This window comes from Desulfogranum marinum (genome assembly GCF_016918565.1).
GTDB lineage: Bacteria > Desulfobacterota > Desulfobulbia > Desulfobulbales > Desulfobulbaceae > Desulfogranum > Desulfogranum marinum.
The window spans coordinates 19,355-45,157 of sequence record NZ_JAFFQD010000017.1; the positions used below are offsets into that span (position 1 = coordinate 19,355).

General features: G+C 48.9%; 18 protein-coding genes. 4 read left to right on the forward strand and 14 right to left on the reverse strand.

Annotated features, from left to right (window positions below; translation table 11 throughout):
* Positions 1 to 3: 3 nt before the first annotated feature.
* From JWH17_RS10850 to JWH17_RS10860, 3 genes are all read left to right on the forward strand, one after another.
* A complete protein-coding gene (locus tag JWH17_RS10850; protein WP_205222642.1) occupies positions 4 to 1,071 on the forward strand; it encodes a glycosyltransferase family 9 protein in 1,068 nt (355 codons plus the stop codon).
* Positions 1,072 to 1,080: 9 nt separating this feature from the next.
* The gene (locus tag JWH17_RS10855; protein ID WP_205222643.1) at positions 1,081 to 1,875 is read left to right on the forward strand and encodes a glycosyltransferase family 2 protein; all 795 of its coding nucleotides are present in this window, start codon (positions 1,081 to 1,083) and stop codon (positions 1,873 to 1,875) included.
* A gap of 499 nt (positions 1,876 to 2,374) precedes the next feature.
* Positions 2,375 to 3,478, forward strand: coding sequence for a glycosyltransferase (locus tag JWH17_RS10860; RefSeq protein WP_205222644.1), 1,104 nt, complete (start codon positions 2,375 to 2,377; stop codon positions 3,476 to 3,478).
* A gap of 167 nt (positions 3,479 to 3,645) precedes the next feature.
* Here JWH17_RS10860 and JWH17_RS10865 read toward each other — a convergent pair whose 3' ends face one another.
* The 6 genes from JWH17_RS10865 to JWH17_RS10890 all read right to left on the reverse strand — a co-directional run bounded on the left by JWH17_RS10865 (position 3,646) and on the right by JWH17_RS10890 (position 11,744).
* Complete coding sequence (locus JWH17_RS10865; RefSeq protein ID WP_205222645.1) at positions 3,646 to 4,431, reverse strand: glycosyltransferase family 2 protein; 786 nt, start codon at positions 4,429 to 4,431, stop codon at positions 3,646 to 3,648.
* Entirely contained in the window at positions 4,428 to 6,671 is a 2,244-nt protein-coding gene (gene pilB, locus JWH17_RS10870; protein WP_232371034.1) for a type IV-A pilus assembly ATPase PilB, read from the reverse strand. The genes JWH17_RS10865 and pilB overlap by 4 nt, the downstream gene beginning before the upstream one ends.
* A 225-nt stretch (positions 6,672 to 6,896) precedes the next feature.
* Positions 6,897 to 7,829 (reverse strand): FAD-dependent thymidylate synthase, encoded by a 933-nt coding sequence (locus JWH17_RS10875; RefSeq protein ID WP_205222646.1) that lies wholly within the window; start codon positions 7,827 to 7,829, stop codon positions 6,897 to 6,899.
* A 24-nt stretch (positions 7,830 to 7,853) separates the two neighbouring features.
* Positions 7,854 to 9,035 (reverse strand): cysteine desulfurase NifS, encoded by a 1,182-nt coding sequence (nifS, locus tag JWH17_RS10880; protein ID WP_205222647.1) that lies wholly within the window; start codon positions 9,033 to 9,035, stop codon positions 7,854 to 7,856.
* Positions 9,035 to 9,871, reverse strand: a complete 837-nt coding sequence (nifU, locus tag JWH17_RS10885; RefSeq protein WP_205222648.1) for a Fe-S cluster assembly protein NifU — start codon at positions 9,869 to 9,871, stop codon at positions 9,035 to 9,037. Before nifU ends, nifS begins: the two co-directional genes overlap by 1 nt.
* A gap of 112 nt (positions 9,872 to 9,983) precedes the next feature.
* Positions 9,984 to 11,744: a phosphohexomutase domain-containing protein gene (locus tag JWH17_RS10890; protein ID WP_232371035.1), complete on the reverse strand. Its 1,761-nt coding sequence runs from the start codon at positions 11,742 to 11,744 to the stop codon at positions 9,984 to 9,986.
* Positions 11,745 to 12,025: 281 nt separating this feature from the next.
* Between JWH17_RS10890 and ppsA the strand changes: the two genes are divergently transcribed.
* The gene (gene ppsA / locus JWH17_RS10895) at positions 12,026 to 14,476 is read left to right on the forward strand and encodes a phosphoenolpyruvate synthase (protein WP_205222649.1); all 2,451 of its coding nucleotides are present in this window, start codon (positions 12,026 to 12,028) and stop codon (positions 14,474 to 14,476) included.
* A 331-nt stretch (positions 14,477 to 14,807) separates the two neighbouring features.
* Here ppsA and JWH17_RS10900 read toward each other — a convergent pair whose 3' ends face one another.
* The 8 genes from JWH17_RS10900 to JWH17_RS10935 all read right to left on the reverse strand — a co-directional run bounded on the left by JWH17_RS10900 (position 14,808) and on the right by JWH17_RS10935 (position 25,545).
* On the reverse strand, positions 14,808 to 14,984 hold the full coding sequence (locus tag JWH17_RS10900; RefSeq protein ID WP_205222650.1) for a Trm112 family protein: 177 nt from the start codon (positions 14,982 to 14,984) through the stop codon (positions 14,808 to 14,810).
* A gap of 150 nt (positions 14,985 to 15,134) precedes the next feature.
* The gene (gene hdrA2, locus JWH17_RS10905; RefSeq protein ID WP_205222651.1) at positions 15,135 to 17,564 is read right to left on the reverse strand and encodes a CoB-CoM heterodisulfide reductase HdrA2; all 2,430 of its coding nucleotides are present in this window, start codon (positions 17,562 to 17,564) and stop codon (positions 15,135 to 15,137) included.
* A 21-nt stretch (positions 17,565 to 17,585) separates the two neighbouring features.
* Complete coding sequence (locus JWH17_RS10910) at positions 17,586 to 19,202, reverse strand: hydrogenase iron-sulfur subunit (RefSeq protein ID WP_232371036.1); 1,617 nt, start codon at positions 19,200 to 19,202, stop codon at positions 17,586 to 17,588.
* A complete protein-coding gene (locus tag JWH17_RS10915; protein WP_205222652.1) occupies positions 19,186 to 22,584 on the reverse strand; it encodes an FAD-dependent oxidoreductase in 3,399 nt (1,132 codons plus the stop codon). Before JWH17_RS10915 ends, JWH17_RS10910 begins: the two co-directional genes overlap by 17 nt.
* Positions 22,584 to 23,189, reverse strand: a complete 606-nt coding sequence (locus tag JWH17_RS10920; protein ID WP_205222653.1) for a 2-oxoacid:acceptor oxidoreductase family protein — start codon at positions 23,187 to 23,189, stop codon at positions 22,584 to 22,586. Before JWH17_RS10920 ends, JWH17_RS10915 begins: the two co-directional genes overlap by 1 nt.
* A 36-nt stretch (positions 23,190 to 23,225) precedes the next feature.
* Positions 23,226 to 24,077 (reverse strand): thiamine pyrophosphate-dependent enzyme, encoded by an 852-nt coding sequence (locus JWH17_RS10925; protein WP_205222654.1) that lies wholly within the window; start codon positions 24,075 to 24,077, stop codon positions 23,226 to 23,228.
* A 3-nt stretch (positions 24,078 to 24,080) separates the two neighbouring features.
* Positions 24,081 to 25,226 carry a 2-oxoacid:acceptor oxidoreductase subunit alpha gene (locus JWH17_RS10930; protein ID WP_205222655.1) on the reverse strand — a complete coding sequence of 382 codons (1,146 nt, stop codon included), beginning with the start codon at positions 25,224 to 25,226 and terminating at the stop codon, positions 24,081 to 24,083.
* A gap of 25 nt (positions 25,227 to 25,251) precedes the next feature.
* Entirely contained in the window at positions 25,252 to 25,545 is a 294-nt protein-coding gene (locus tag JWH17_RS10935) for a 4Fe-4S dicluster domain-containing protein (protein WP_205222656.1), read from the reverse strand.
* Positions 25,546 to 25,803 lie beyond the last annotated feature (258 nt).

Genomic DNA, 25,803 nt, shown 5'->3' on the forward strand with positions numbered 1-25,803 from the left:
AAAATGGATTTGGGCAACAAGCGGATTCTGTTTATTAAACAAAGCTCTCTGGGCGATATTGTACACACATTGCCTGTAGCACATGCCTTAAAGCGCCATCACCCGGATTGTTGTATTGGCTGGATTGTCGAACAAGGCTATGCCGGCATTGTGGAGAGAGACCTTACTGTTGATCATGTCTATCCAATTCATATTCCTGCGACCAGCGATCCCCATGCTCCAAGAGGGGTGTATGGCAAAGCATTCATTGCAACAGTGAAGACCTTGGCTGCATTAAAAAGGACATTCATGGCCTTTCCGTTTGATATCAGTCTGGATTTGCATGCTTCCTTTCGCAGTGGTGTATTGGCTTTGACCAATCGCAAAGGAACCCGCCTGGGCTTCGCAGATGCCAGGGAATTGAACACCTTGTTTCAGCATGAACACGTAACCGTGCCAGAGGGTGTCGAACATGCCTTGGACAAGAATCTGCTTTTCTGCAAACATTTGCAATGCGCTGTAGCGGAAGAGGATTTTTACATGTGCACCAGCTCTGAAGACCGAAAACGAGCAAGTAATTTTCTACATACCCATGGTGTTGGAGCAGGGCAGCGGTTTGCCTATGCAAATCCTGCTGCCCGCTGGGAAACGAAATTTTGGCCGGTGCAAAAATGGGCACAGTTGGCTGACCAGCTTATTGACTCAGGAACGGCTGTTGTTTTTGGGGGCAGTGCAGCAGACCAAAAGTATATTGCCTCTATTACCTCGATAATGAAGAAAAAACCGATTATAGCTGCCGGTTGCCTGAGTCTCGAAGAATCTGTGGCATTGATCGAGCAGGCAGCTGTGTATGTTGGCCTCGATTCCGGGCCCATGCATATCGCAGCTATGGTTAACACTCCGGTGGCTGCCCTTTTTGGGCCAACTCATCCGGAAAGGGTTGGCCCATATAAAGTTGCTCATACAATATTACAGGCTCCAGGAATCGACTGTCTCTGTTGTCGACAAAGGGTATGTTCCCATATGTCCTGTATGAAAGGAATTACTGTAGAGCAGGTTTATGGGGCTGTTGTTGAACTCACTGGTATGTAATTGAAGAAAATGGATGATCTGCAGGTAAGTCTGATTGTTACCACGTATAATTGGCCGCAGGCGCTGGAGGTGTCTTTGCAAAGTGCGCTTGCGCAAACCAGGCCGCCGCTTGAGATTATTGTGGCTGATGATGGCTCAGGGGAATCAACGGCAGAGGTGGTGAAAAAGATTCAGCAGTCCGCACCTTTTGACGTGATCCACTCCTGGCATGAAGACAAAGGCTTTCGGCTGGCTAAGAGCCGTAATAAGGCTATAACAAAAGCGCGTGGCAATTATGTGATTTTGATTGACGGGGATATTATTCTTGAAAAGCACTTTGTCGGTGATCACTGTGCGTTTGCAAGAACAAACTGTTTTGTTCAGGGAACTCGTCTATTACTTGGTAAGCAGGTTTCTGAGGCTATTTTTAGGAGGGGAACAGGGGCGTTACATCTATTCAGCAAAGGGGTTGAAAATCGAAAAAACGGTATTCGTTCAGGCTTGCTCGCCAAACTGTTTTCGTTTAGGTGTACCCGGTTAAAAGGAGTGAAAACCTGCAATTTTGCGTTTTGGCGGGAGGATGCAGTCAAAATAAATGGTTTTAATGAGGAATTTGTTGGCTGGGGCCGTGAAGATTCCGAGTTTACGGCCAGATTGCTTAATTCAGGCGTTATTCGACAGAATGTCAAATTCTATGCTTTGGGGTATCATCTTTTTCACCCCATGAACACCAGAGATAGATTGGCAATTAATGACTCCATTCTACACCGGACGATTGTAGAGAAAAGTGTGTGGTGTGACAAAGGGATGAACCATCATTTTTAGCCCGACCTTCGCAATTCGTGACCACATATAGTTGTTTCGTGTTTTTCCGTAATCGACCTTTTTAGGTCGGCACTACAATCCATTTTGGCGTCCTGCTAACGCAACGTCATGAATTGAGATCAGGAGGTCTGAATGCAGCCCTAGGAGTGTGTCGGAGAATTGCTATTTTGGTTCAGTTCAAGGCATTGGCGTGTAAATAAGCAGAGCCATATAGTTAATATTGCGAGCATTATTTTTTCGCCAATAACACAGAAATGGGGCAAAAAAGCTTTCTCCGGCAGGCTCCTAGCCGGCATTTTATTACCTCTTGTTGCTCCAGGTATTGTTTGGTATTATTTACAAAATTTCTCCTCCTGTAACTTATAGATGATCTTGCAAACACCAACAGACCAGGGAGCGCCCCCCGCTCGTATTAATAAGTAGATATTCTAAAGGTTATGCATTTTTCTACTCGTATTTTTACAGTCGGGATTAATTCTCTTTTTCTGATGACGAAAAAATGAATGCGATTGATAACAAAATACTAGTAGTACACACTGACTGGTCGCGAGCTTATGGGGGACAGGAAATCAGAATCCTCACCGAACTACGCGAAATAGGTAAACTTGGTTTTGCAACCGGACTGATAGTTCCGGAAAAAAGTGAACTCGCTCGGCGCGGTAAAGAGGAGGGTATACCTGTTTATCCGGTGGCCTTTAAATCAAAATTCAGTATTAGTTCCTGGTTGGCACTTTTCAGGGTACTTCGAAAAATACGTCCAGACATTGTTAATACCCATTCTTCAGAAGATTCATGGATGGCTGGATTTGCCTCCAGGCTATGCGGTGTGCCGCTGGTGACTAGAACACGCCATGTGCTTGCCCCTATCTCTTCCGCCGTCAGTTACAATATTTTCCCCCATGTTATTTTTGCCTGCAGCGAGGCAATTCGTAACCAATTAATAGACCAGGGAGTTAAACCTTCACGAATCGTTGTTCAATCGACAGGTATTGATGAGCAACGATTTCAATTTTCCCCGGGAGACAGGAAAGAGATTCGCAGCAGATACGGTGTTGGTGAGGATGATATACTAGTCGGAAATATTGCTTTTTTGCGGCATTACAAAGGGCACCCTTTCATCATTAATACTGCCGCATCTATGCCGGAAAAATTTAAATTCATGATCGTCGGTGGAGGCGGAGAACTTGCGAAGCTGCAAGCCATGGTCAAAGCTGCCGGTATAGGTGATCGTGTTTTTTTTACAGGTCATCAGGAGCAGCCGGAAAAATACTTCTCCGCTTTTGACCTTGTATTTTTTTCCTCTTACGAAAGTGAGGGGATTTCACAATCCTTTATTCAAGGTCTTTTATACGGCTTGCCGGTTCTGCTATGCAGAGTTCCATCACTTCTGGAGCCACTGGACGCAGTCGACGCGTATGAAATAATTGATTACAACGATGTTGAATCTGCTTGTAAAGCACTCAAGAGCTTATCCAAAAAACGTCATCGAGATAAAGAACATATCGCTGCTCAACGGCGAGCCATCATCAAAAAATATGGACTGAAGGCAATGATGGAAAACATACTATCTATTTACGAGCGTTTTGGTATCCGGCGTTCATAGCTATGAAGCTCAAAGTATAACATTTCCAGATACGTTATCATCTTATCCTGCTTACCACACAACACCTTTTTCTTTCTCTCTCAAGGGTAGCTTGAATTATTAGTATCGTGTGTTCGAGATCAGGTGAGCCCTGACTATGAGGGGGCTGCAGCAGGCTCTTTAAGCCCTTATTTTGTTAAGGGTGGCGAAGACGGTGGTTGCCAGTCGCTCTGCAGTTCATGGAGCTTGGCATATTTGTAAAATGTTCCCTCAAAGTTGCCAAAGGCAATGATAAACCCCGGCCATCCGTCGAGAATACCCTGCTTGAGAAAATACATATGGAAAAAAGACCAGAGCCCACGCGCCACAGCGGTGAACATGGTTGCTTTGCGCGATCTATTTTGCAACTTTTCTGCGCCTAAGCTGGAGTATTTATTGGCTTTGTGGGCCACCTCTTCTAAATTTTTATACGGAAATTGCCAGATAGGGTTGGTGAGGTAGCCAACAGGCATTTTTGATAAAATAGTATACTCCTCATGGACAGGATCATTTTTAAATGCTAATACCCCTTTTTTGAAGAGCTGCGGCTGCCGATAGTCAGGATAAAAACCTGAGTGTTTAATCCATCGGCCCATGAAAAAATTACGCCTTGGAATATAGTATGCTTCTGCTGTAGGATTTTCCACAGCCTTGAGGATCTCGTCCCGTGCTTCGGGAGTGCAACGTTCGTCGGAATCCAGAGAAAATATCCAATCATACGAACAGGCAGCCATTGCCCTGTTGCGTAAATCACCAAAACCCTGAAATGCAATTTGAACGACTCGAGCGCCTAATTTTTCGGCAATTAGGGCAGTCTCGTCTTGGCTGTATGAATCAGCAAGAACAATTTCGTCGGCCCAGAGGACAGAGTTGATTGCGGCTTCAATTTTATCTGCCTCGTTATAGGCAATGATATATACTGAAATTTTTTTCATGCGCGACGGACTACTTGAGGACGTTTTTTGCTGCCACCGGCCAGTTGAACAACTATTCTGTCGGTTTTTTGCAATCGTTCTACGAGAGTTTTAAAGAGGTGCTTTGAAACCTCTGGATATTTTTCTATGAGTTCGTTCAGCTTGTCACCGGGATATCTTTTGATGGTGCAGCGACCCGCTGAAATAATGGTTGCGGAACGGGTTTCTTCGAGAATAGAGGCCATCTCGCCAAAGTATTCTCCTGGTTCAGTTATTTCAGCAATTTTTTTACCACCCCTTAACACAGCGACCTTGCCGCGCACAAGTTTAAAGAAATCTTTATCCTTGTTTGATTCTTGAATAATAACATCACCATCCTCGTATTCTTCCACATCTGGATTGACGAGATAGGCAGGTAGACTGTCTTCATGGGCGACTGTCCGGCGAAGGACTTCTTCCAGGCTGGTAACCCCTTCACGTGCCTTTTGCAGGGCCGCTTCCCGCAGGGTATACATACCTTCTTGAATGGCAACCTTTCGCAACTGCTCTTCTGCGACCTCAGCCTGGATGGCCTGGGCGACATCGTCGGTGATTTCCATGAGTTCAAAGAAACCGACCCTGCCTTTGTAGCCAAGTCCATTACATTCTGCACACCCTTTAGCTTTGTAGAGTTGAAGATCATCAATTTCGCTTTCACGAAAGCCGGCGCTGAGTAGTTCTTGTTTGGGGTATTGTGCAGGTTCCCTGCACTGAACGCAAAGTCGACGGCCCAGTCGCTGGGAGAGAACCATGGTCAGTGATGAGGCCAGGATGTAAGCGGGGACGCCAATGTCCACCATACGGCTGACAGTTGACGGTGAATCATTGGTATGCAGAGTAGAGAAAACGAGGTGACCGGTCATGGCGGCCTTCATGGCTATCTCTGCGGTGTCATAATCTCGAATCTCACCGACCATGATGATATCGGGATCCTGGCGGAGAAAGGCTTTTAAGGCAGCGGCAAACGTCATGCCTACTTCGGTGTTGACGTTTACCTGGTTGATCCCTTTAAAGTTGAACTCGACCGGGTCCTCAGCAGTAAGAATTTTAATATCTTCAGTGTTAAGGGAGTTGAGAGCCGAATAAAGCGTTACTGTTTTACCGGAACCGGTGGGCCCGGTTACAAGTAACAGGCCCTGGGGCCTTTTAAGGCAGCGGCGCAGGGAGGTAAAAGTATCTGTGGTAAAACCTAGTTTGGTAAGGTCAACATTGAGTGAGCTTTTGTCCAGAATACGAAGAACAATACCTTCTCCGTGGAGTAATGGTAGGGTGGAAACACGAAAATCAACCGCTTTATTGCGGCCTAATCGCATTTTGATACGGCCATCCTGGGGAACACGTCGTTCAGTAATATTCAAATCTGAAAGTATTTTTATCCTTGCCACCATCGCATTTTTGATGGTCAGTGGCAGGTTCATAGATTTGAATAGCGATCCGTCTTTACGGTAACGGACCTGCATGGTCTTTTCAAAAGGTTCTATGTGAATATCACTGACACCTTCCTGAACGGCTTTGACAAGTATGCCGTTAACGAGCTTGATGATGGGAGCATCTGAGGCGGAAAATTGATCAAACCCATCCTCAGCATCAGTGCCGCTTTCAATTTCAAAGTCTTCGGCAGCATCTGAAACAAGGGCTCCGAAGTCATCAACCTGTGTTACTTCCTCTTGCTCTTCTTCCAGGTCAACCTTGAAAAAAGAATTATATTCCTCCTCATCGATTTTATAATACTTTTTATAGGCATCGATGATCTCTTTTGCGGTGGAGACACAAACATTTAGTCCCCGGTTAACCCTATCCTGCAATTCCTCGACTTCCACCGCATCTGTGGGTTCGGTCATGGTGATTTGCAGGGTGTTGCCGGCTACCCGCAGCGGAAAAGCAAGATATTCTTTTGCTATTTCATAGGGAACAAGGTCGAGGGCTTCCTGACTCGGCGGCTCCTCCTCGATGTTGACCATGGTGTAATTGTAATTTCTGCTGAGAAAGTTAGCGATGGTGTCACGTTCAATGACCCCGCTTTCAAGCAGAATTCGCCCGAGTCGTTCACCGGTTTTCTTTTGTACCCGTTTGGCTTCTTCAAATTGTGCTGCGGTTATATACCCCGCTTTACTGAGTAATTCCCCTATTTTTAACTTCCCTGCACCGGACTGGTCTTTGACCGTCCGCTTCATGGGAGAACGTGTCTGTGAATTGTTGTTTTTTACAGGTTTGATAGCCATTCTTACGTCACGTAAAAACTCATAATGTGAAGACAGTACGTTGTGTACTGCATATAAAAGGTGAACACTCTTTTCGCATATTACTATAAAAGAACAAGATGGTCAAAAAAAGGAATCATTCTTCAGTATTGCCTGACTGTGACAAATATGGCGTAACCAGTGGGGGGAAGAAAGGGGGAAAGAGCCTGATACTTTGGCGTCGGTATAGGCTCTAAAAAAAATGAATCAAAAAATTGCCGGATAAAGACCTTGTAACTCCTGTTGTAACGGTACCATTACTTCCTGCATGGATGGGTCTGCATTTTTTGGTGTTCGCAGAGCAAGAATATGGCGCCACTCAGCAAGGTTTGTGTAGACAATAATTTCCGTTTTGCAGGCATTGGGCAAGACTGTGCGAGCAGCCTGCGGAGTCGAGGTGTTGAGTAGCTCAAGGTAGATTTTTTCCGTGGTCTCCATGGCCTGTTTCCACTGCTTAAATTCAGTGCTGCCTTCGGTGTAGAAAAGGGGCTGGATAAAGGTCACCTCATTACCGAATTTGTCTGCCGAGTACCTGCAATATCGCTGACTTTCCTGGAGAAAAGCACATGGACGGTGGCGGACAAGTTCATGGGTGACAGCCCGGTTCACTATGAAACGAACTCCAAGGTAGCGATGCAAGGCTAGCTGCTCCCCCTCAAACTTGTCAACCTGCTCCAATTCTATTTTTTCAACTGAGATGTTTTTTGGGACGTCTATTTCTTCCGGCCGACAAATGGTCTCAAAAAAATAGGGATGTCTGCGAGCAAGAAAATCCGTCAGTGCCCGGGTAACTTCGTTTTGTTTGTGGTTGACAAACATTTCCCGGTACCCGCGGATGGAACCGGTAACCAGGAGTCTGTTGCCTGGTTCGGTTCCGATATTCAGGTATTTCGGTTGGCAGCGGAAGAAGGCCGTAACCTGTTCACTGCTTAGCTCAGATAGCCTGAAGGTGACGACCCCCATCTCTAAAACTGAATTATGTCCGTACTCCCCCATTTTGCGCACAAAAGGAATGGCTGAGGTCTCGTCTATCCTATCTTCACTTTTATAGCAGATTCTGCCACTGTACTCGATGCGAACCGGAAGGCTTTGCCGATCAAGTTCATGAAGGATTGTGTATGACGGCTTGGTGATGAACATGTATTTTTACTTTATTTTAGAGGGTTATTCTTCCCAGAATGGAGACATCTTGCGCAGATTTTCGATGATTGCAGGCATTTTTTCCAGTACAAAATCTACGTCTTCCTCGGTGTTGTATACGGAAAGACTGAAGCGGATCGATCCATGCGCCGCTGTAAACGGTACGCCCATTGCGCGCAATACATGGGAAGGTTCAAGTGAACCTGAGGTACAAGCGGACCCGGAGGATGCACAAATATTGTACTGGTTCATATGGAGCAGGATGGCCTCCCCCTCTACATACTCGAAACTGATGTTTGAGGTGTTGGGCAGTCGGTTTTCTTTATGACCATTTAAGAGGGATTTCGGCACAGAGGAAAGTAATCCCTGCTCGAGTTTGTCTCGCAACGCTCGTACCCTGGTGTTTTCGTCGGTCAAGCTTGCTGCAGCAAGATCGCAGGCCTTACCAAGACCGATGATCGAGGCCACGTTTTCGGTACCACCCCGACGACCATGTTCCTGGTGTCCACCATTGAGAAAGGGGATAAATGGAGTTCCTTTGGCTATATACAGAACGCCGACACCTTTAGGCGCATGCAGTTTATGTCCTGACAAGGAGAGGAAATCAATGTCGGTTTCCTGTAGGTTCATGGGGATTTTACCAACCGCCTGCACACCATCTGTGTGAAAAAGAATCCCACGTTCCTTTGCTATCTTGGCCATTTCTTCCACCGGAAAAATGACACCGGTTTCATTGTTGGCCCACATGACGCTGACAATGGCAGTGTCCTCTGAAAGACTTGCTTTATACTCTTCCATATCGAGAGTGCCGTCAGCTTTGACCTTGAGCCAAGTAACCCTGTGTTTGTGACCTGTTAAATTGTCCAGGTTCTCGCACAGGCTCTTGACCGCCGGGTGTTCGACTCTGGTGGTCACTATGTGTCGTTTATCAGGATAAGTTTGCAGGGCGGAGAGTATTGCCGTTGAATCGCTTTCTGTACCACAACTGGTAAAGACAACTTCACTTGCATCGGCACCAAGGAGGTCGGCAACGGAACCGCGCGCCTGCTCAACAGCCTGGCCTACCTGCCCGCCAAAGGTATGCATGGAAGAGGGATTGCCATAGTAGTCGGTAAGAAACGGCATCATGGCATCAACCACTTCCGGTGCAACTCGAGTGGTTGCGTTGTTATCCATATAAATGACGTTGTCGGGATTGCACTGCATTATTTTTCCTCCTCTACTATAAGCGTGTCGAGAACCTGCTCACGCAGTTTTTTCTCAACATATTCTTTGAGCGTGGTCTGTGATGAATGACAACCTGAACACGCTCCGCGTAGAGAAACTGTGACAAAATCACCATCAACATCTATAAGTTCTATGTTGCCGCCATCTTTTTTCAGGGTCGGCTTTATTTCTCTTTCCAACACCTCTTCAATCTTCTTGATTTTTTGGAGAGTGGTCATTCGTTTTTGCTGTGCAGGTTCCGCTGCGGACACTGGCAGATCTTCCACTGTCTTTGCTAAAAGAGAGCGCAGGGAGTCTTCACACTTGCCACAGCCGCCACCCGCTTTAGTAAAGTTGGTAATTTCTTCCACTGAGCGCAGATTGTTTTCTTTCACTGCACGAATGATTTCCAGGTCTGTGACGCCGAAACAATCACAGACCACCTCACCCTGTGCCATGGGGAGGATGGCCCCGGTGTAGTCTGCAATGGCTGCTTCCAATGCCTCTCGGCCCATGACAGAGCAGTGCATTTTTTCTTTTGGCAGTCCGCCAAGGGCCTGGGCGATATCATCGTTGGTTATGCGCTTGGCTTCTTCAAGCGGCATCCCTATGAGCATTTCGGTGAGTACTGAAGAGCTGGCAATGGCTGATGCACAACCAAAGGTCTTGAATTTTGCATCGGTGATGATATCGTTTTCGTCGATTTTAATCGTTAATTTGAGCGCATCCCCGCATGCCAGAGAACCGACATTGCCAACGCCATCTGCGCCTTTAACCTCTCCGACATTTTTAGGGTTAATGAAGTGTTCCTGGACTTTATCCGTATATTCCCACATAGTGTAGATCTCTAAGTTGTTGTTTTTATGTCGAACAAAAGAGGTGTGACGAGAGGGCGTTAACCCGAAATCCATCATGATAACGTCTTTTGCGCAGTATTTCCGCTTAACTCTATGGCAGGAGTCCTATTTCGGCAAGCATTGAATGTGCACTTTTTGTAAGTAGGGCAGTTTCTTGAGCATCTCTGGCCTCGACATAAAATCGGACCTTGGGTTCCGTCCCGGAAGGGCGGATCATTATCCAGGAACCATCCTCAAGAATCATTTTTCGCCCGTCTATATCAATCACTTGTTCAATTCTTTTCGGATGCCCGCCGATCATGATATTTTCATTGCGTTGGTATTTTTCCAGTTGCTGCAGTGTGTCTAGCAGCTGTTGACCGCTTTGGCCAACGACTATGCCATCTCGGTCCGGATAATAATATCCAAAAGTGTCCTCTATCCGGCGCAGATATTGACCCAAAGAAATGCCAAGGGTGAGTACCATGTCTATTGCCAGTATCAGGCCGATAAAGGCATCTTTTTCCGGGGTGTGGCCAATAATGGAAATACCGTCGGATTCTTCAAAAAAGACAAGTGCTTTTCCCATGACAGGTTTAAATTCTTTAAACCCGACCCTGGGTTCAAAAATCTCTTCTCCAAGTTGGGTGGCAATACCATTGGCCAGGTTGCTGGTGGCAACAGTCTTGGCCACCATCCCTTTTTTGTGTTTGACCTCATGTATAAAGTGATAAGCCATTGCACCGAATTGATTCATGGAAATCTCAACATCACCGTCGGTGAAGCGAATGCGATCTCCGTCCGGATCAATGATAGCGCCAATCTTTAAGGGGGCTTGTTGCGCGTTGAGAGCGGCAAGAACCGGTTGCATGTTGGCAGAAGATGGCTCCGGAGCGATGCCGTCAAAGGTCGGGTCAGGAGTATTGCGAAGCAAGACCAGCCTTTCGGGTGGAGGATCGCCGAGAAGTCTGGATATATAGTCTCGTGATGCCCCATGTACGGGATCGACACAGACGACTACGTCCTCACGAGCGGCAAAATCGGCCAAGAGTCGGCTGTATGCTATGCCATGCTGATTTTCGTTTTGCCGGACCAGTTGCTGCCAGCTGCGCAGGGCATCTTCCGTTTCAATACCTGTGAGTTCTGCCAGCGGAGTCTGCAGGTAAATGGTTGCCGGTAAATATGGATTGGTACCTGCCGCTAGGTATTGCCTGGCCGTGGTTGTGATGGTATCTGTAAGTATGGCAGCAGCAGGGCCTGCATCAGCAGCATTGAATTTAAAACCACCGTACTGCATCGGGTTATGGCTGGGGGTCAGATTGATGGAGAATGCAGCCTGGTGCTGGAGGACGGAAGCGGAAAGTGCGCCGGTGGTGGATTCCCCTGCATAGAAAACCTTAACTTTGTTTGCGGTCAGCACGTTGGCCACGGCCAGGGCAAGGAGGTTGCCGCCAAATCGGTTGTCAAAGCCAAGAACACAGCCGCGCTGCTGCATGGTCGCAAAATCGATATTTCCCAGAGCGTTGAATATGTGGGGATTCTCTTTTCCCTCTTTATACAGGTTTAAGATAGCACAGGTCACTGTGGCCACAGACGTTAGAAAGATATCTTTGCCAAGTATACCCCGCCAACCTGAAGTGCCGAATTTTACCTCGCTTACCGGAAGAGCCGTGTTGGTGAGTAGTTCGTCTTCAAGCAGTGTATAGACCACATTGACTTCGGCTTGCCAGAAGGCCTTGTCGTCCTCGTTTCTTGCAGTCTTTCTGTGCTGGATCAATTCACTGAGCGTCGCAAAATAGTCGCTGACCGCATGATTGTCGGGGGTGATATAACGCTCTGTAATGGCGGCTGCTTGCTCCTTGTTGCTCATCATGTCAATACCTCTTTGAATCTGGTGTTGATCAGCATTTAAGTCGAGTATTTTGATCGTATTTGTGCTATCGAGATTGGAAGTATAATGCTTCACCGGAGGATTGGCAACATATCGGTTGTCGCCCCCTCTGGAGCAGGCGAATTTTGATTTTTTTTCGCATCTGACAAAATATCAATTGCTCCTTTGTATTCATCGTATTTGACAGAATGAAAAGTGGTTTGTTAGGTATTGTTGTAAAATAGATGGAAGATGCGGTGAGACATAATGAAGTGAGGGAAAAAATGGAAAAGGTAAATGAGAAGGAACTCATTCTCTGGTTTGATGAAATAGGGATCAATGATGTAGCCATGGTTGGCGGCAAAAATGCGTCCCTTGGTGAAATGTACCGCAATCTTGATGCAAAGGGGGTGGTGGTGCCCAATGGGTATGCTATCACAGCCTATGCCTATCAGCACTTGCTGAAAGATGCGGGACTTGAAGCTGCCATCAGAGAGACACTTGCAGATCTCGACACCCACGATTTACATAACCTGCAGGAGCGTGGGGCAAAGGTACGGGATATTATCCGTAATGCGGCTTTTCCCGATGATTTACGCGAGGCCATTATTGCCGCGTATCGGAAGATGGAAGACCAATATGGTAAAGATGTCGATGTGGCGGTACGTTCGTCTGCAACCGCTGAGGATTTGCCGGATGCTTCTTTTGCCGGTCAGCAGGATACCTATCTTAATATTCGAGGGCCAGAGGCACTTATCGATGCCTGTAAACGGTGTTTTGCCTCCCTCTTTACCAATCGAGCCATTTCCTACCGCCATGATAAAGGCTTCAGCCAATTTGATGTGTATCTTTCCATTGTGGTTCAGAAAATGGTGCGCTCTGACTCAGCCTCTTCCGGGGTTTTATTTTCAATTGATACGGAATCGGGTTTCAAGGACGCCGTCTTTTTGACCGCTGCCTGGGGACTTGGAGAAAATGTGGTTCAGGGAGCCGTGAACCCTGATGAATATTATGTGTTTAAGCCGACGCTCAAGCAGGGAAAACGGCCCATTGTCGGTAAGCGGGTTGGTACCAAAGAAATCAAAATGATCTACAATCCCGACCCTGATGCTGAAGAGTCGGTTGTCAATGTGGATACGACTGCCCAGGAAAGAGGGAGTTATGTACTAAGTGATGACGAGATACTGCAGCTGTCCCGTTGGGCATGCATCATTGAGGAGCACTATGGGCATGCCATGGATATTGAATGGGCTAAGGATGGTGATGGCGAAACCGTTGGGACCGGTGGCCTGTTTATTGTTCAGGCCCGTCCAGAGACTGTACATTCACAGACAAATAAAAAGGTTTTGGAAACCTATCTCCTCAAAGAGAAGGGACCTGTTTTAACCCGTGGCCAGGCGGTCGGCGCCAAGATCGGCAAAGGAAAAACACGAATCCTGCATGACGTGAGTCAGATGCATGATTTTGAGGCAGGTGAAATTCTGGTTACAGACATGACCGATCCGGACTGGGAACCGATCATGAAAATCGCCAGTGCCATTGTCACCAATCGTGGTGGTCGTACCTGTCATGCTGCCATTATTTCCAGAGAGCTGGGCATCCCCTGCGTTATCGGCACAGAAGACGGCACAGAGGTGATTAAGGATGGTCAGGAGGTGACTGCCTCCTGTGCAGAAGGAGAGACCGGGTATATTTACGATGGGCTGTTGGATTTCAGCATAGAAACACTGGATTTGGACAATATTCCTGCGACCCGGACCAAAGTAATGATGAACGTAGGGTTGCCTGAAAAAGCCTTTGTCGAGGGACAGATTCCCAATGAAGGGGTGGGGCTGGCTCGTGAGGAGTTCATTATTAATTCCCATATAGGTATCCATCCGCTGGCACTCTATAATTATGAGGAGTTATGTGAAGAGGGCAAGGATGATGACGAAATATGGGATGTGATCGAGGATATCAACTACAAAACCAGTGCCTATCCTGATGATAAACGCCAATATTTTATTGATAAACTGGCAGAAGGGGTTGGCAGAATTGCAGCCGGATTCTATCCAAGAGATGTTATTGTTCGGCTTTCTGATTTTAAATCCAATGAATATGCCAATTTGATCGGTGGTTATCTGTATGAGCCGGAGGAGTCAAATCCCATGATCGGCTGGCGCGGAGCCTCCCGCTATTATGACTCCAGGTACAAAGTTGCCTTTGAACTTGAATGCAAGGCGCTGCTCAAGGCAAGAAATGATATGGGGCTTGATAATATTAAGCTGATGGTTCCCTTCTGTCGAACCCCTGAAGAGGGGAGACGGGTGATTGAAGTGATGCGCGAGTTCGGACTTGTGCAGGGTGAGAACGGGCTTGAGGTGTATGTGATGTGCGAAATTCCATCCAATGTCATTTCCGCCGACGCCTTTGCCGATGTCTTTGACGGATTTTCCATAGGCTCCAATGATTTAACCCAGTTAACCCTTGGCCTGGACCGTGATTCCGATCTGGTCTCGCACATCTATGATGAACGTAATGAGGCGGTCAAGGATATGATCAAAATGGTGATCAAGACTGCAAAACGACGGGGGAAAAAGATCGGTATCTGTGGTCAGGGGCCTTCAGATTTTCCCGATTTTGCAACCTTTCTGGTTGAGCAGGGGATCGACTCCATCAGTCTGGTGTCGGATACCGTTGTTAAGACCAGGCTGGAAATTGCCAAAAAAGAAAAGGAAATGGGTATAGCGCCTTAAGCAAAGAGTGCAGAGCTAGCCCGAATTTCTCATGAGTTTTTTGGTTTTCGACTTAAGCTTTTGATATTTATAGAAAATACGGTAGTGCTAAAAAAACAGACTGTTTTTTCGTCGATAATCAAAAAACTCACCCTCCGGGTCAGCGGATTTTTCCGCAGACTCTTTGTTGCAGGCCATTTGCGGTAGCTTACTACAGCTGCGTGTCCTGCGCCTCGATCTGCGAAAAACTTCACTGATGAGAAATCCGGGCTAGTGAACACTAAAAAAAAGCCCCGGTCAATGACCGGGGCTTTTTTTGTGCACTGAGAAGGAATGACCTGCCGGAAGTTTGTCAGTTGTCTTCTTCAAGGGGAGTCGCTTCATCAATCAACATGATCGGAATATCATCTTTAACAGGGTAGGCCAGTTTGCAGTTGCGGCAGATGAGACTGCTGTGTTCTTCATCACTTTCTACAGGTCCCTTGCACTTGGGGCAGGCCAGTATGTCGAGTAGTTCTTTTTTTATCATTTGAGTGTCGTGTCGTTTGAGAGGAGTCTGTTTGCACTCTGCCTGTCTTTGTTATGGGCAGTAGTCAAAAAAGGCAACGAGCCTGGTTTGCCACAGTCAATACAACGAATATACATCTTTTATTGACTGTGGCAATGTTTTCAAGCAGGCCTACAGTTTGGTTAGCAGTTCTATGGTGTCTGCTATCTCTTCGGCTGAGACACTTTTTCTCAACGCCTCCATGTCCTTCATCTTGTCGGCAAAACGAATTCCTTCGGCCGCGCTGATCCATTCCAGTTGCAACCTTTCCGGGCGGATGCCAAGTCGTACCATTTTTTTGTGCAGTTTCGCCACCCGTTTTTCGGTCCAGTGATTGGCATCGATATAGTGGCAGTCGCCTATGTGGCAGCCGCTCACAAGCACCACCGGTGCTCCGCCGCGAAATCCTTCCCATATGAATTTCTCATCCACCCTGCCCGAACACATGACTCTTACCAGGTGGGCGTTGGCTGGATACTGCAACCTCGATACGCCGGCATAATCGGCTCCTGCATAGGAGCACCAGTTACAGGCAAAGACCAATATTTTGGTTTCCGGTTCTGTGGTAAGCATGGCATCGACCTGGCCGAGAATCTGCTGGTCGGTGTAATGATTCATGATGATCGCATCAAAGTGGCATTCAGCTGCACAGGTTCCGCAACCAGCACACGCTGCGGAATTGACCTCTGCCGGTTTTTTATTTTTTACATCAACCGAAATGGCATTGTAGGGACATACCTCTGCGCACTTGCCACAGGCCTTGCATTTCTCAGCGATAATCTCCGAGGTGATCGGTTCAGAGCTTATTTCTCCCTTATGCATCAGGCGGACAGCTCTGACAGCAGCTGCTGAAGCCTGGGTGACGCTTTCCTTGATGTCTTTTGGCCCTTCGGCGCATCCTGCATAAAAGATACCGCGGGTTGCGGCATCCACCGGTTGCAGCTTGGGATGGGCTTCCAGGTAAAAACCATCAGGGGTCAGCTGTAGTCCCATAATCTCCTGCAGGCGTTGGGTACTAGGCGCTGGTTTTACGCCTAAGGCAAGCACCAGCATGTCCAGTTCATGGAATTCCAGCTTACCAGTGGCGGAGTTCTCAACCGCAACCCGCATGGTATTCTCTGCTGTTTCTTCAAGAGAACCAGGCAATCCGCGGATGTACTTGACTCCCAGCCTACGGCTTCTCGTATACAGGTCTTCAAATCCTTTACCAAAGGCACGGATATCAATATAGAACACCTTTACTTCCATGTCCGGATAATGCTCTTTGAGCACCAGTGTGGATTTGATGGTGTTCATGCAACAGATGTTGGAACAGTATTGCTCCCCTTTTCTGAGTGACCTGGAACCAACGCACTGAATAAAACCGACCGATTTCGGTTTTTTTCTGTCTGTCGGTCGAATCAGGGACCCTTTTGATGGTCCTCCGGCGTTGACCAATCGCTCGAACTCAAGACTGGTCAGTACGTTTTCAAATCGGGTATACCCGTACTCGTCCAGTTCGGTGGGATCATATGGCTCCAGCCCTGTTGCTACAATAATAGAGCCTACCTGCTCTGTAATCTCTTCGTCCGACATATGGAAATTGATACATTTTTTATCGCATGCATCGACACATTTTGAGCAGACCGCCGGGTTATGTCCTAAACACTCATTGATATTGATGAGATAAGAGGAAGGGACAGCCTGGGGAAACGGACTGTAAATGGCCTTGCGCGAGGCAAGTCCCATATTAAATTCATCCGGACGAACCACAGGACAAACCGTGGCGCAATCGCCGCAGGAAGTACAGGCAGTTTCGTCAACATATTTTGCCTTTTTGATAATTTTAACGTCAAAATTACCGACATAGCCTTTCACGTCCACGACCTCACTTAAGGTCAGGAGCTTTATTCGTGGATGCCGACCGGCATCCGTCATCTTAGGACCGAGTATTCAAATCGAGCAGTCCATGGTTGGAAAGGTTTTATCCAACCGGGCCATCATGCCGCCAATGGAGGGTTGTTTTTCCACCAGGGTGACGTCATATCCGCAATCTGCAAGATCAAGGGCGGCCTGGATTCCGGCAATACCGCCGCCAATGACCAATGTCTTTTTGATCAGCGGCAGCGTCTCTTCGGTCAATGGATCAAGGTGGCGTACTCTGGAAACAGCCATATCTACAAGGGTCTCTGCCTTGCGGGTGGCGTTTTCAATATCGTTCATGTGCACCCAGGAGCACTGCTCCCGCAGGTTGGCCATCTCCATCATGTAGGGATTGAGGCCTGCATCCTGCACCATCTGCTTGAAGGTCGGTTCATGCAGCCGTGGAGAGCAGGATGCGATTACAACCCGGTTCAGCTGGTTGTCGATAATATCCTGTTTTATTTCCTGCTGGCCTGGTTCTGAGCAGGCGTAGGTAATGTCTTTGGACAAAACAACATCATTGGCTGTAGAGGCTGATTCTGCCACCTGCGGGCAGTTAACAGATTGGGCTATATTTAGACCGCAATGACAGACATAGACGCCGATGCGGGGCGCAGCTTCGTCTCCTGCGGATCTTTGTCGGGAATTGGTTGGGGTCATGGGAATTCTCCGCTGATATGATTATTTCCAGCTGATGCTTTGCGCAATCACACTGGTGAGATCCTGCATGTCGATGGATAGTTTGTTAAGCCGTAATGGATCTTCCATGGCACACTTGAGATGGATCTGGCACTTGGGGCAGGCTGTGACGAGCAGGTCTGCTCCTGTATCTTGAGCTTGTTCCAGGCGTTTAACCTGCATTGCCTTGCTGTAGCTATCACACCCTGTCCAGGCACTATTTCCGCAACACACAGCCGCTCTGCCGGATTCCTGCATTTCTTGAAACGACTCTGGACTGAGCCGGTCTAGCAGTTGGCGCGGCAATTCCGGTTTGTCCTCAAGGCGAGTAAGGCGACAGGAGTCTTGGAAGGTTATGTTTTTGGCCAAGGGCTTGAAGCTGACTGCAGACCGGTCAATCTCTTTTTCGAGGAATTCATACAGGTGGATGACCTCGAAGTTCAGTGCCAAACCGTGTGCCGGATAGGTCGTGTTAAAGGTCATGTAACATTCCGGACAGGAAGTGATCATGGTGTCAATGCCAAGGCTGTTCAGCCGGTCGGCATTCAGACGAGCAATTTGAAGAAAACACTCCTTGTCGCCGGACCAGAGCAGATCGTGGCCGCAGCAGCGTTCATCTTTGAGTAGTCGAGGGTGGACATCAAAGAAGTTGAGCAGCCTGATGGCATCGAACAGGATTTTTTCTGTGTGTACATCCAGGTGCTTGTTAAAAAAAATGTCGTAATAAGGTGCGCAACCTCCATAAAAGAGGATGTTGCTTTTCTGGTCGACCTGCAGCTCTTGTGGGATGTCCTGCCACCGGTTGGGAGTCAGTTCGGGTGAAGCCATGGAGCGCATCAGCGCGTGCAGAAAACCACCGTGGGTTTCGTCACCGAGTTTGTTATTTTGTTTGTAAAGATGGCGCAGCTCTTTAATAAATTTGGGAAAATTGACAGCCGACGGACAGCGCTCGTAACATAATCCGCAAGTCAGGCAGGACCAGACATTTTCCTTCACGCTCTCATCGTTCAGATTACCGGCAATGGCTGCAGTGGCTATGCCGCGTGCTGAAAAGGGTTTACCGATCAGCGCCAAAGGACAGGCAGAAGAGCATTTACCGCAATCCTGGCAAGCGTAAATGTCATGGGCGGCAATGAGTTGCTGCAGCTCGGGGCCTGCATTCATGGGAATGTTGGTAACCGGTTGTGCTCCGACAGCGGGTTGAATACTTGTTTTCCCGCGTTGCTGCAGATCGTGGAGAAAGGTTTCAAGAAAGAGCAGCAGTTTTTCTGATTCATCCGGCAAGAAAGAGGCAAAGCGCAGCCTGTCGCTACCAAGACCCAGAAGGTCAAGAATCATTCCTGTATCTTTGGTGTTACGCTGCGCTGTTGCGGTGCCTGTGCCATACCTGCAGGTACCCGGATCGCAGCCGACCAGGGCTACTCCATCTCCGCCCATGGAAAATGCCTTGAGCAACAGAGCGCGGTCGATCCTGCCGGTACAGGGAATGCGAACCATGTGCACTTCATCCGGGATAGGGCGCTGTTCATCCTGCAGGGTCTGGTAGGCTGCATGGGCTCCCCAGTTGCAGAGGAATAAGATGATTTTAATAGGTGAGGACTCTTTATTGTGCATAGTCATGAATGTCCTGATTGCTTAATATTTCTTCGAGAGTTTGCTCAAGGTATTCTCGGTTACGATAGGGACTGTCGGCAGCTCCGGTCGGGCAGACGGATATACAGTTACCACAGCCCTTGCAGATGGCTTCGTCCACCGTGGCTTGCCACCCTCCGCTTTGGTTTTGTTGAAAGGTGACGGCATGGTATGGGCATACGCTTGAGCAACGACCGCATCCCCGGCAGAGTTTCTGATTGACAACCACAGTAAACCCTTTACTTTGCCGTGGCCCTCTCGGCAGAGCAGATGCAGCCATTATCGCTGCAGCAGCGCCTTTTTTCAGCTTGGAAACATTGATACCAGGTGGTTCGGCAAGAAAGAGACCTGGAACCGAAGTGGCGCACGGATAGGCAAAAGGAATGCCGGCGACTCCTTTTTGCTGGAGGAGTGGTTCTATGTGGCAGGTGGGGAGACCTTCCTGATGAGTATAGGGAAGGGTTCGTCGTGCCTTGTCGCCAAGGATAACCGTTCCGGCCCTGATCACCTGTCGTTCCTGATCGGATTCAATCAGGATTTGGAAGTCACCGATGGTGCCGCTGAGCGCCTTTACATCCCAGCCGGTGAAACTGTGGATGTTTTCATTGGGTGTAGGTTCGGTGAGAGGCTGCTCTCTGGTGCCAAAGCGAAAGACGTCGTGCCCGGTATCGGCAAGGTGAACGGCACTGGTGCGTGTTGCCTCGGAATTGCCGATGACAGCGGCCGTAAAATTATAGTTGCGGTCTACTGCGGGCAGTGGTTTGAGTATTTTTGCCCGTTCTATTGACCTGTGAAGTAACCCCTGGAACCGTTGCATGGCGAGCTCAGGATTGCTTTTGACCAAGCGTAATATCTCACCGCGCAGGTTGGACGTTTCCACCATGGATCTACTGATACCCGTAGCATGGAAAAGTTTGTCTTTGAGACGGCTGCGTTGATCTGTACATGAGCTGCACACAAAGTTGAGCGGACAGCAGACACAGGAACCGAGCACAATCCTGGTCAAGCCCTTTTCCCGGGTAGTTTTTATGATGGTATCGATTCCTTCACTGACGCAGGCAGAGGTCAATTCCTCCATGTGAACGATTGCAGGGTCCATTGCCTTCTGTTCCTGGAGATACGTAGTCATCCCTTCCATCCAGCCGAGGGAGTCGTTGCAGCGGCAGACAAAAACACCGATGCGCGATTCGGGAGAGAGGCCGGCATCAGGTACGGCAAAGGCCAGGCCGTGTCCCTTGGTCTTTTTTCCGGCTGTGTCACTGAGAAGAAGCATTGCTTTGCCCGCTGCGGCAAAACCGCGCACGGTCATATCGTCAACATCGGCTCGAGCAGCCTTGGGGCCGTATGCCCGGATGACATCCTCCCCCTTGATATTGGTGGTCATGGCTGGGTCGGCAACAATAAGTACGCCTCCCTGCTCCTTGATTTCCTGCTCCTGCTGCAGGTGGTCGATGGCCTTGAGGGCGCCGCAAGCCTCTATGCACTGGAAGCATTCCGAACAGGCGCCGCATTGGAGACATCTTTGTGCTTCAGCCTGGGCCTGTTGCTTGGAAAGGCCAAGTGCTACCTCGGTGAAATCCTTTTTCCTTGCTTCAGCTTCTTTTTCAGCCATTTCCGGTCGTTTTTGCCAGGCGATATCTGGTGGAATGGCTGTGAAATCCTTTTGCTCAGGACGGGTAAGAGGCTGGACAAGTGCCTCTCCGCTGAGGTCTGTATGGATTGCAGCAGCTGCACGCTTACCTGAGGCCATGGCGTGGACAACCGATGATGGCCCGGAAACTGCGTCTCCTGCTGCATACAATCCGTCTGTTGATGTCCTTTGTGCCGCATCGGTGGCGATAAAACCACGTTCCGTGACTTCGAACGGAAGGGTGTCATCTTGCAAGGCAAAACCACCGACCTGCCCTACGGCCACAAAGGCACGATCGAATTCGAGGGTAAAAGGAGCGTGGTTATCATCAATGGCCGGCCAGGCAATACCGTTGGCGTCAGGTTGTCCTGGTTTTGTCTTTTTGCACTCAAGTGCAGTAAAGTGGTTGTTTTCGCCTATAAACCCTATGACCTGGGTTTGGTCAACAATGGTTATTCCCTCTTCAATACCCTCCCGGATTTCATCTGCGTCAGCAGGTATCTGATTTTTTCCAAACCAGGAGACAAGTGTTACCGCAGCCCCCAATCTGATCAGAGTCCGGGCCAGGTCAAAGGCAGAGTTGCCGTCACCGATGACAGCCACCTTTTCGTTGAGTGTTTTCATGCATTGCAGCTTCCGGCTTCCCAGAAAGGCGATGCATCCTTCGATACCAGAGAGGTCTTCGCCGGGGACACCGAGCTTGCGGTCATACCAGGTGCCAGTACTTACGATGACTGCCTGGTGCTCCCTCCGGAGGGGGGGAAGGTCGTCTTCCAGTGTTATCTTGCGGTCTGTTACAAAGTGTACGCCAAGGCGTTTAATGTGTTCCAGCTCGCGGTTGAGAATTGCTTCCGGCAACCGGTGAGTACCTATGCCGTAGCGGAGCATTCCACCGATGGCTGTTTCTTTTTCAAATATGGTCACCGGGTAACCTAACCCTGCAAGCTCTGCGGCTGCAGCCAGGCCGGCAGGCCCTGAACCGATAATAGCTATTTTTTCATTGCGCTTTTTGGGGGCGGGTAGACGGTCGGTTGGCTCGGTTCTTGTCGTATCACCCTCTATGTAATCGGCAACAAAGCGTTTGATAGCCCGTATGGATACGGCCTCGTCAACCTCGCCTCTTCGGCAGGCATCTTCGCATGGATGGGTGCAGATACGGCCACATATTCCCGGCAGCACGTTTTGCTCACGGATCAGATCCAGCGCCTCCTGGTATCTCCCTTGAGCCGCCAGGGCAACATACCCCTGGGCATTGACTCCCAACGGGCAGTTTGCCTGGCATAGTGGCTGCTGTCTTTTATCGATAACGGGGCGCCCTGGAAGTGCCACCCGAGAGTGAAAGGTGATGGGGCTGGAGCCTTCACAGGTGGTCACCGGACATGTTGCGGCACACTTGCCGCAAAGAGTACATTTTTCAGGATCAACAAAGGTCTGTTCTTGTGCAACCCGGACACTGAATCCCTGAGCGGTGTGTTTAATGGAATTGATTCTGGCGGGCAGGATGCTACGGATGGCGCTGTTGCGCATGATCCTGATCAGTCCAGGTCGGTATGCATAGTTAAAGCTCAGGCCGGAACGGAGTCGGAACTTGTCGGCATTCAGCTTGTAGTCCATATCCGGTTCCGACTCGATCAGGGTGACGGGTACGCCAAGCTCGCCAAGTTTGTTGGTAGCTGCAATGCCTTCCGGGGTGGCTCCGATAACGATAACTCTTTGTAAACGTTCTTTTTCTCGTTTCATTATACAATGGCTCCTGTCTGACCGGCGGCTTTCCTTTCTCGGCCCTTAAGGGTGGAGAGGCCGTAATCATAGCCTTTGGTGAAGGCTGCAATGTTTTTTTGTTCTGTGCCTTTGGGGACGGATTTGGCAATCATGTCCTCGGCAGAACTGGTGGAGACAAGCTGGGTAATGGCGGTTGTAAAACCAACCATGATGATATTAGCCATCATTTTGTTTCCCAGTTTTTCCGCCATCCGTGTAGAGGAGATTGCATAGGCCGGGCAGGGCGCATCAACGGTAGGTACCAGATCTTGGTCGATGAGCAGAATGCTGTCTTCAGTTATCTGGCCGGCGAATTTATCATAACCGGCCTGGGACATGGCAATCAGGATATCAGGGTATTGCACATAGGGGTAATGGATGGGAGTGTTGGAGATGATTACCTGTGCGTTACAAGCGCCACCCCTGGATTCAGGACCATAGGCCTGCACCAGTGTGCTTTCCTTATGGTCGCCAAGAGAGGCCGCCATGCCCAGGATTTTTCCGGCAAGGATTATGCCTTGACCGCCAAATCCAGTGACAATGATTTCCGTTTGCGCAATGGTGTTTTTTTCCTTGTCAGTCATATTACTTTGTCAGCAGGCGTATTGGTGAGAGGAGGCTTAGTCGTCGGAACAGGGACGATGACAGGTCGAGGCGTACATGTCGTCACAGGTGTTTCGCTCTGTATCAACAAATTTGCCCAAGATAACTCCACGGTTAAAATCGATATCAGCCGTTACCGGATCAGCGCCATTTTTGATAATGGTGTTGTCCTGGTAGAGTTTAAGGGTATCGAGCGGCTTTTCCTTGTTCCTTCGTCCATAATTGATCGGACAGGGGGAGAGTACCTCGATAAATGAAAAACCCTTTTTATTGATGGCTTCGTTGATAGAGTCGGTTAGGTCCCTGGTGTGGAGAATAGTCCACCTGGCAACATAGGAGGCACCGGAAGCATAGGCCATCAATGGCAGGTTGAAAGGTGAATCCGGATTGCCGAATGGAGTTGTTGTGGTGTTTGCGTTGTTGGGGGTGGTGGCTGCTACCTGGCCGCCGGTCATCCCATAGGTGAGATTGTTAACACAGACAACGGTGATATCCATGTTGCGCCTGGCTGCATGGATAAAATGGTTGCCGCCAATGGCAAACAGGTCGCCGTCGCCGCTGAAGACAATAACCTTCAGGTCCGGGTTGGCCATCTTGATCCCGCTGGCAAAGGGAATGGCCCTGCCATGGGTGGTATGAAAGGAGTCAAGGTTAACATAGCCGGCCCCCCTGGCTGAGCAGCCGATTCCGGAGACCATCGTGAACCGGTTGTAAGGAATCTCGGTAGCTTTGATAGCTTTTAAGCAGGAAGAAAACACCGTGCCGATGCCGCACCCCGAGCACCATATATGCGGGATTCGGTCGGTACGAATAAGATCGTCAAGGGGGTGGACAGGTTGCTTGTTGTATTTTTTAGGATTTTTTGTCATTGCTCAGAATGTCTCCTTGATCAGTTCGATAACCTTGTCCGGGTGGATTATTTTACCGCCTGCACTGCCGACAAGATAGGCTGGAGCTTTGCCGCCTGCGCACCTTTCAACCTCGTAATGAACCTGGCCCAGGTTGATTTCAACCGTGATAAGGCCCCGCACGCGCTCGGCAATGTCTTTTATCATCTGTTCCGGAAAGGGCCAGACCGTCACCAGTCTCAGCAGGCCTGCCTTGTATCCAAGTTTTCTTGCCTCGTCGACTGCCGTCAGACCTGTACGAACTGAAATGCCATAAGAGACAATAACAATGTCGGCATCGTCCATCTTGTACTCTTCGGTTTCAATAATATCATCGAGGTTATTGCGAATTTTCCCTTTGAGGTTGGTCATCATCTGTTCCTGAGCCTCAACGCTCATGGCAGGGTAGCCGCGTTCGTCGTGGGTCAGGCCGGTTACATGCACGTTGTATCCATCCCCAATGGCCGGCATAGGGGCTACACCGTTTGGACCGGGTTCGTACAGTTTAAATCGGTCCTTTCTGCCTCTGGGCTTGGGGCGGTCAATCAGTTTGATTTTAGAAGCGTCTGGAATGATCACCTTTTCACTCATGTGACCAACAATTTCGTCGGCCATCACCAACACCGGAACCCGGTACTTCTCACTCAGGTTAAAGGCAAGAATGGTGTGATAAAAGCAGTCCTGGGGAGATGCGGGGGCTAAAGCGATAATTTCGTAGTCTCCGTGGGATCCCCACCTGGCCTGCATCATGTCTCCCTGTCCGGTAAGGGTAGGGAGCCCGGTTGATGGCCCGGTACGTTGTACGTTGATGATAACGCATGGCGTTTCCGTGCAGACCCCAAGGCCGAGGTTTTCCATCATCAGGCTGAATCCAGGTCCTGATGTGGCGGTCATGCTTTTTGTGCCTGTCCATGCTGCGCCGAGGATGGAGGCAATGGCAGCGATTTCATCCTCCATCTGGATGAAGGTGCCATTAACGTCAGGCAGGCGTTCTGCCATATGCTCAGCTACCTCGGTTGCAGGAGTGATGGGATAGGCTCCGAAAAATTTGCATCCTGCGGCAATAGCGCCTTCGGCGCAGGCAACGTCACCTGTTATATAATGTTCACCTGTCAGTACTGCTGGTTTCATAATCAGTCCCTGGGATTACTGGATGTTAAAAAGGGTTTACAGGGGGTGTCGTAGTCGATGACTGAGGATCTTCTGCAGAGTAAATGGCAAACTCCGGGCAGATTATTTCGCAATAATGGCAGTTGACACAGTCGTCGGGTCTAACGGCAAAGGGAGGGTGGTACCCTTTATTGTTGAACTTGTCGGCAAAAGCCAGAATTTCTTTGGGGCAGAACTCAATGCAATACCCACATCCCTTGCACCTGTCTTCAATGATATAGACAATCCCTTTTGTTACCTGGATTTCTTGAGCGTCGAGAGGCTCTCGCCAGAATGCCATGCTGATTCCCCGGTGATGGTGGTTAATGTTGCAACTTTTTGTATGTGGAAGAACGAAAAGCGTCCCCTGTTTCCCTGGCTGCCTCGATATTGTTTCCATTGCAAGTGATATAGAGCACTGCATGGTTTGTCGCGCGGTGAGCGACCCTTTTAGAAAGTGGAAAAGTGGAAAAAATAGATGAGGCGTTCCGACACGTGTCAGAATGAATCCAGGAATTAACTCTATAATGTCAGTTTGTGTCAAGCATAAATTTTTTTG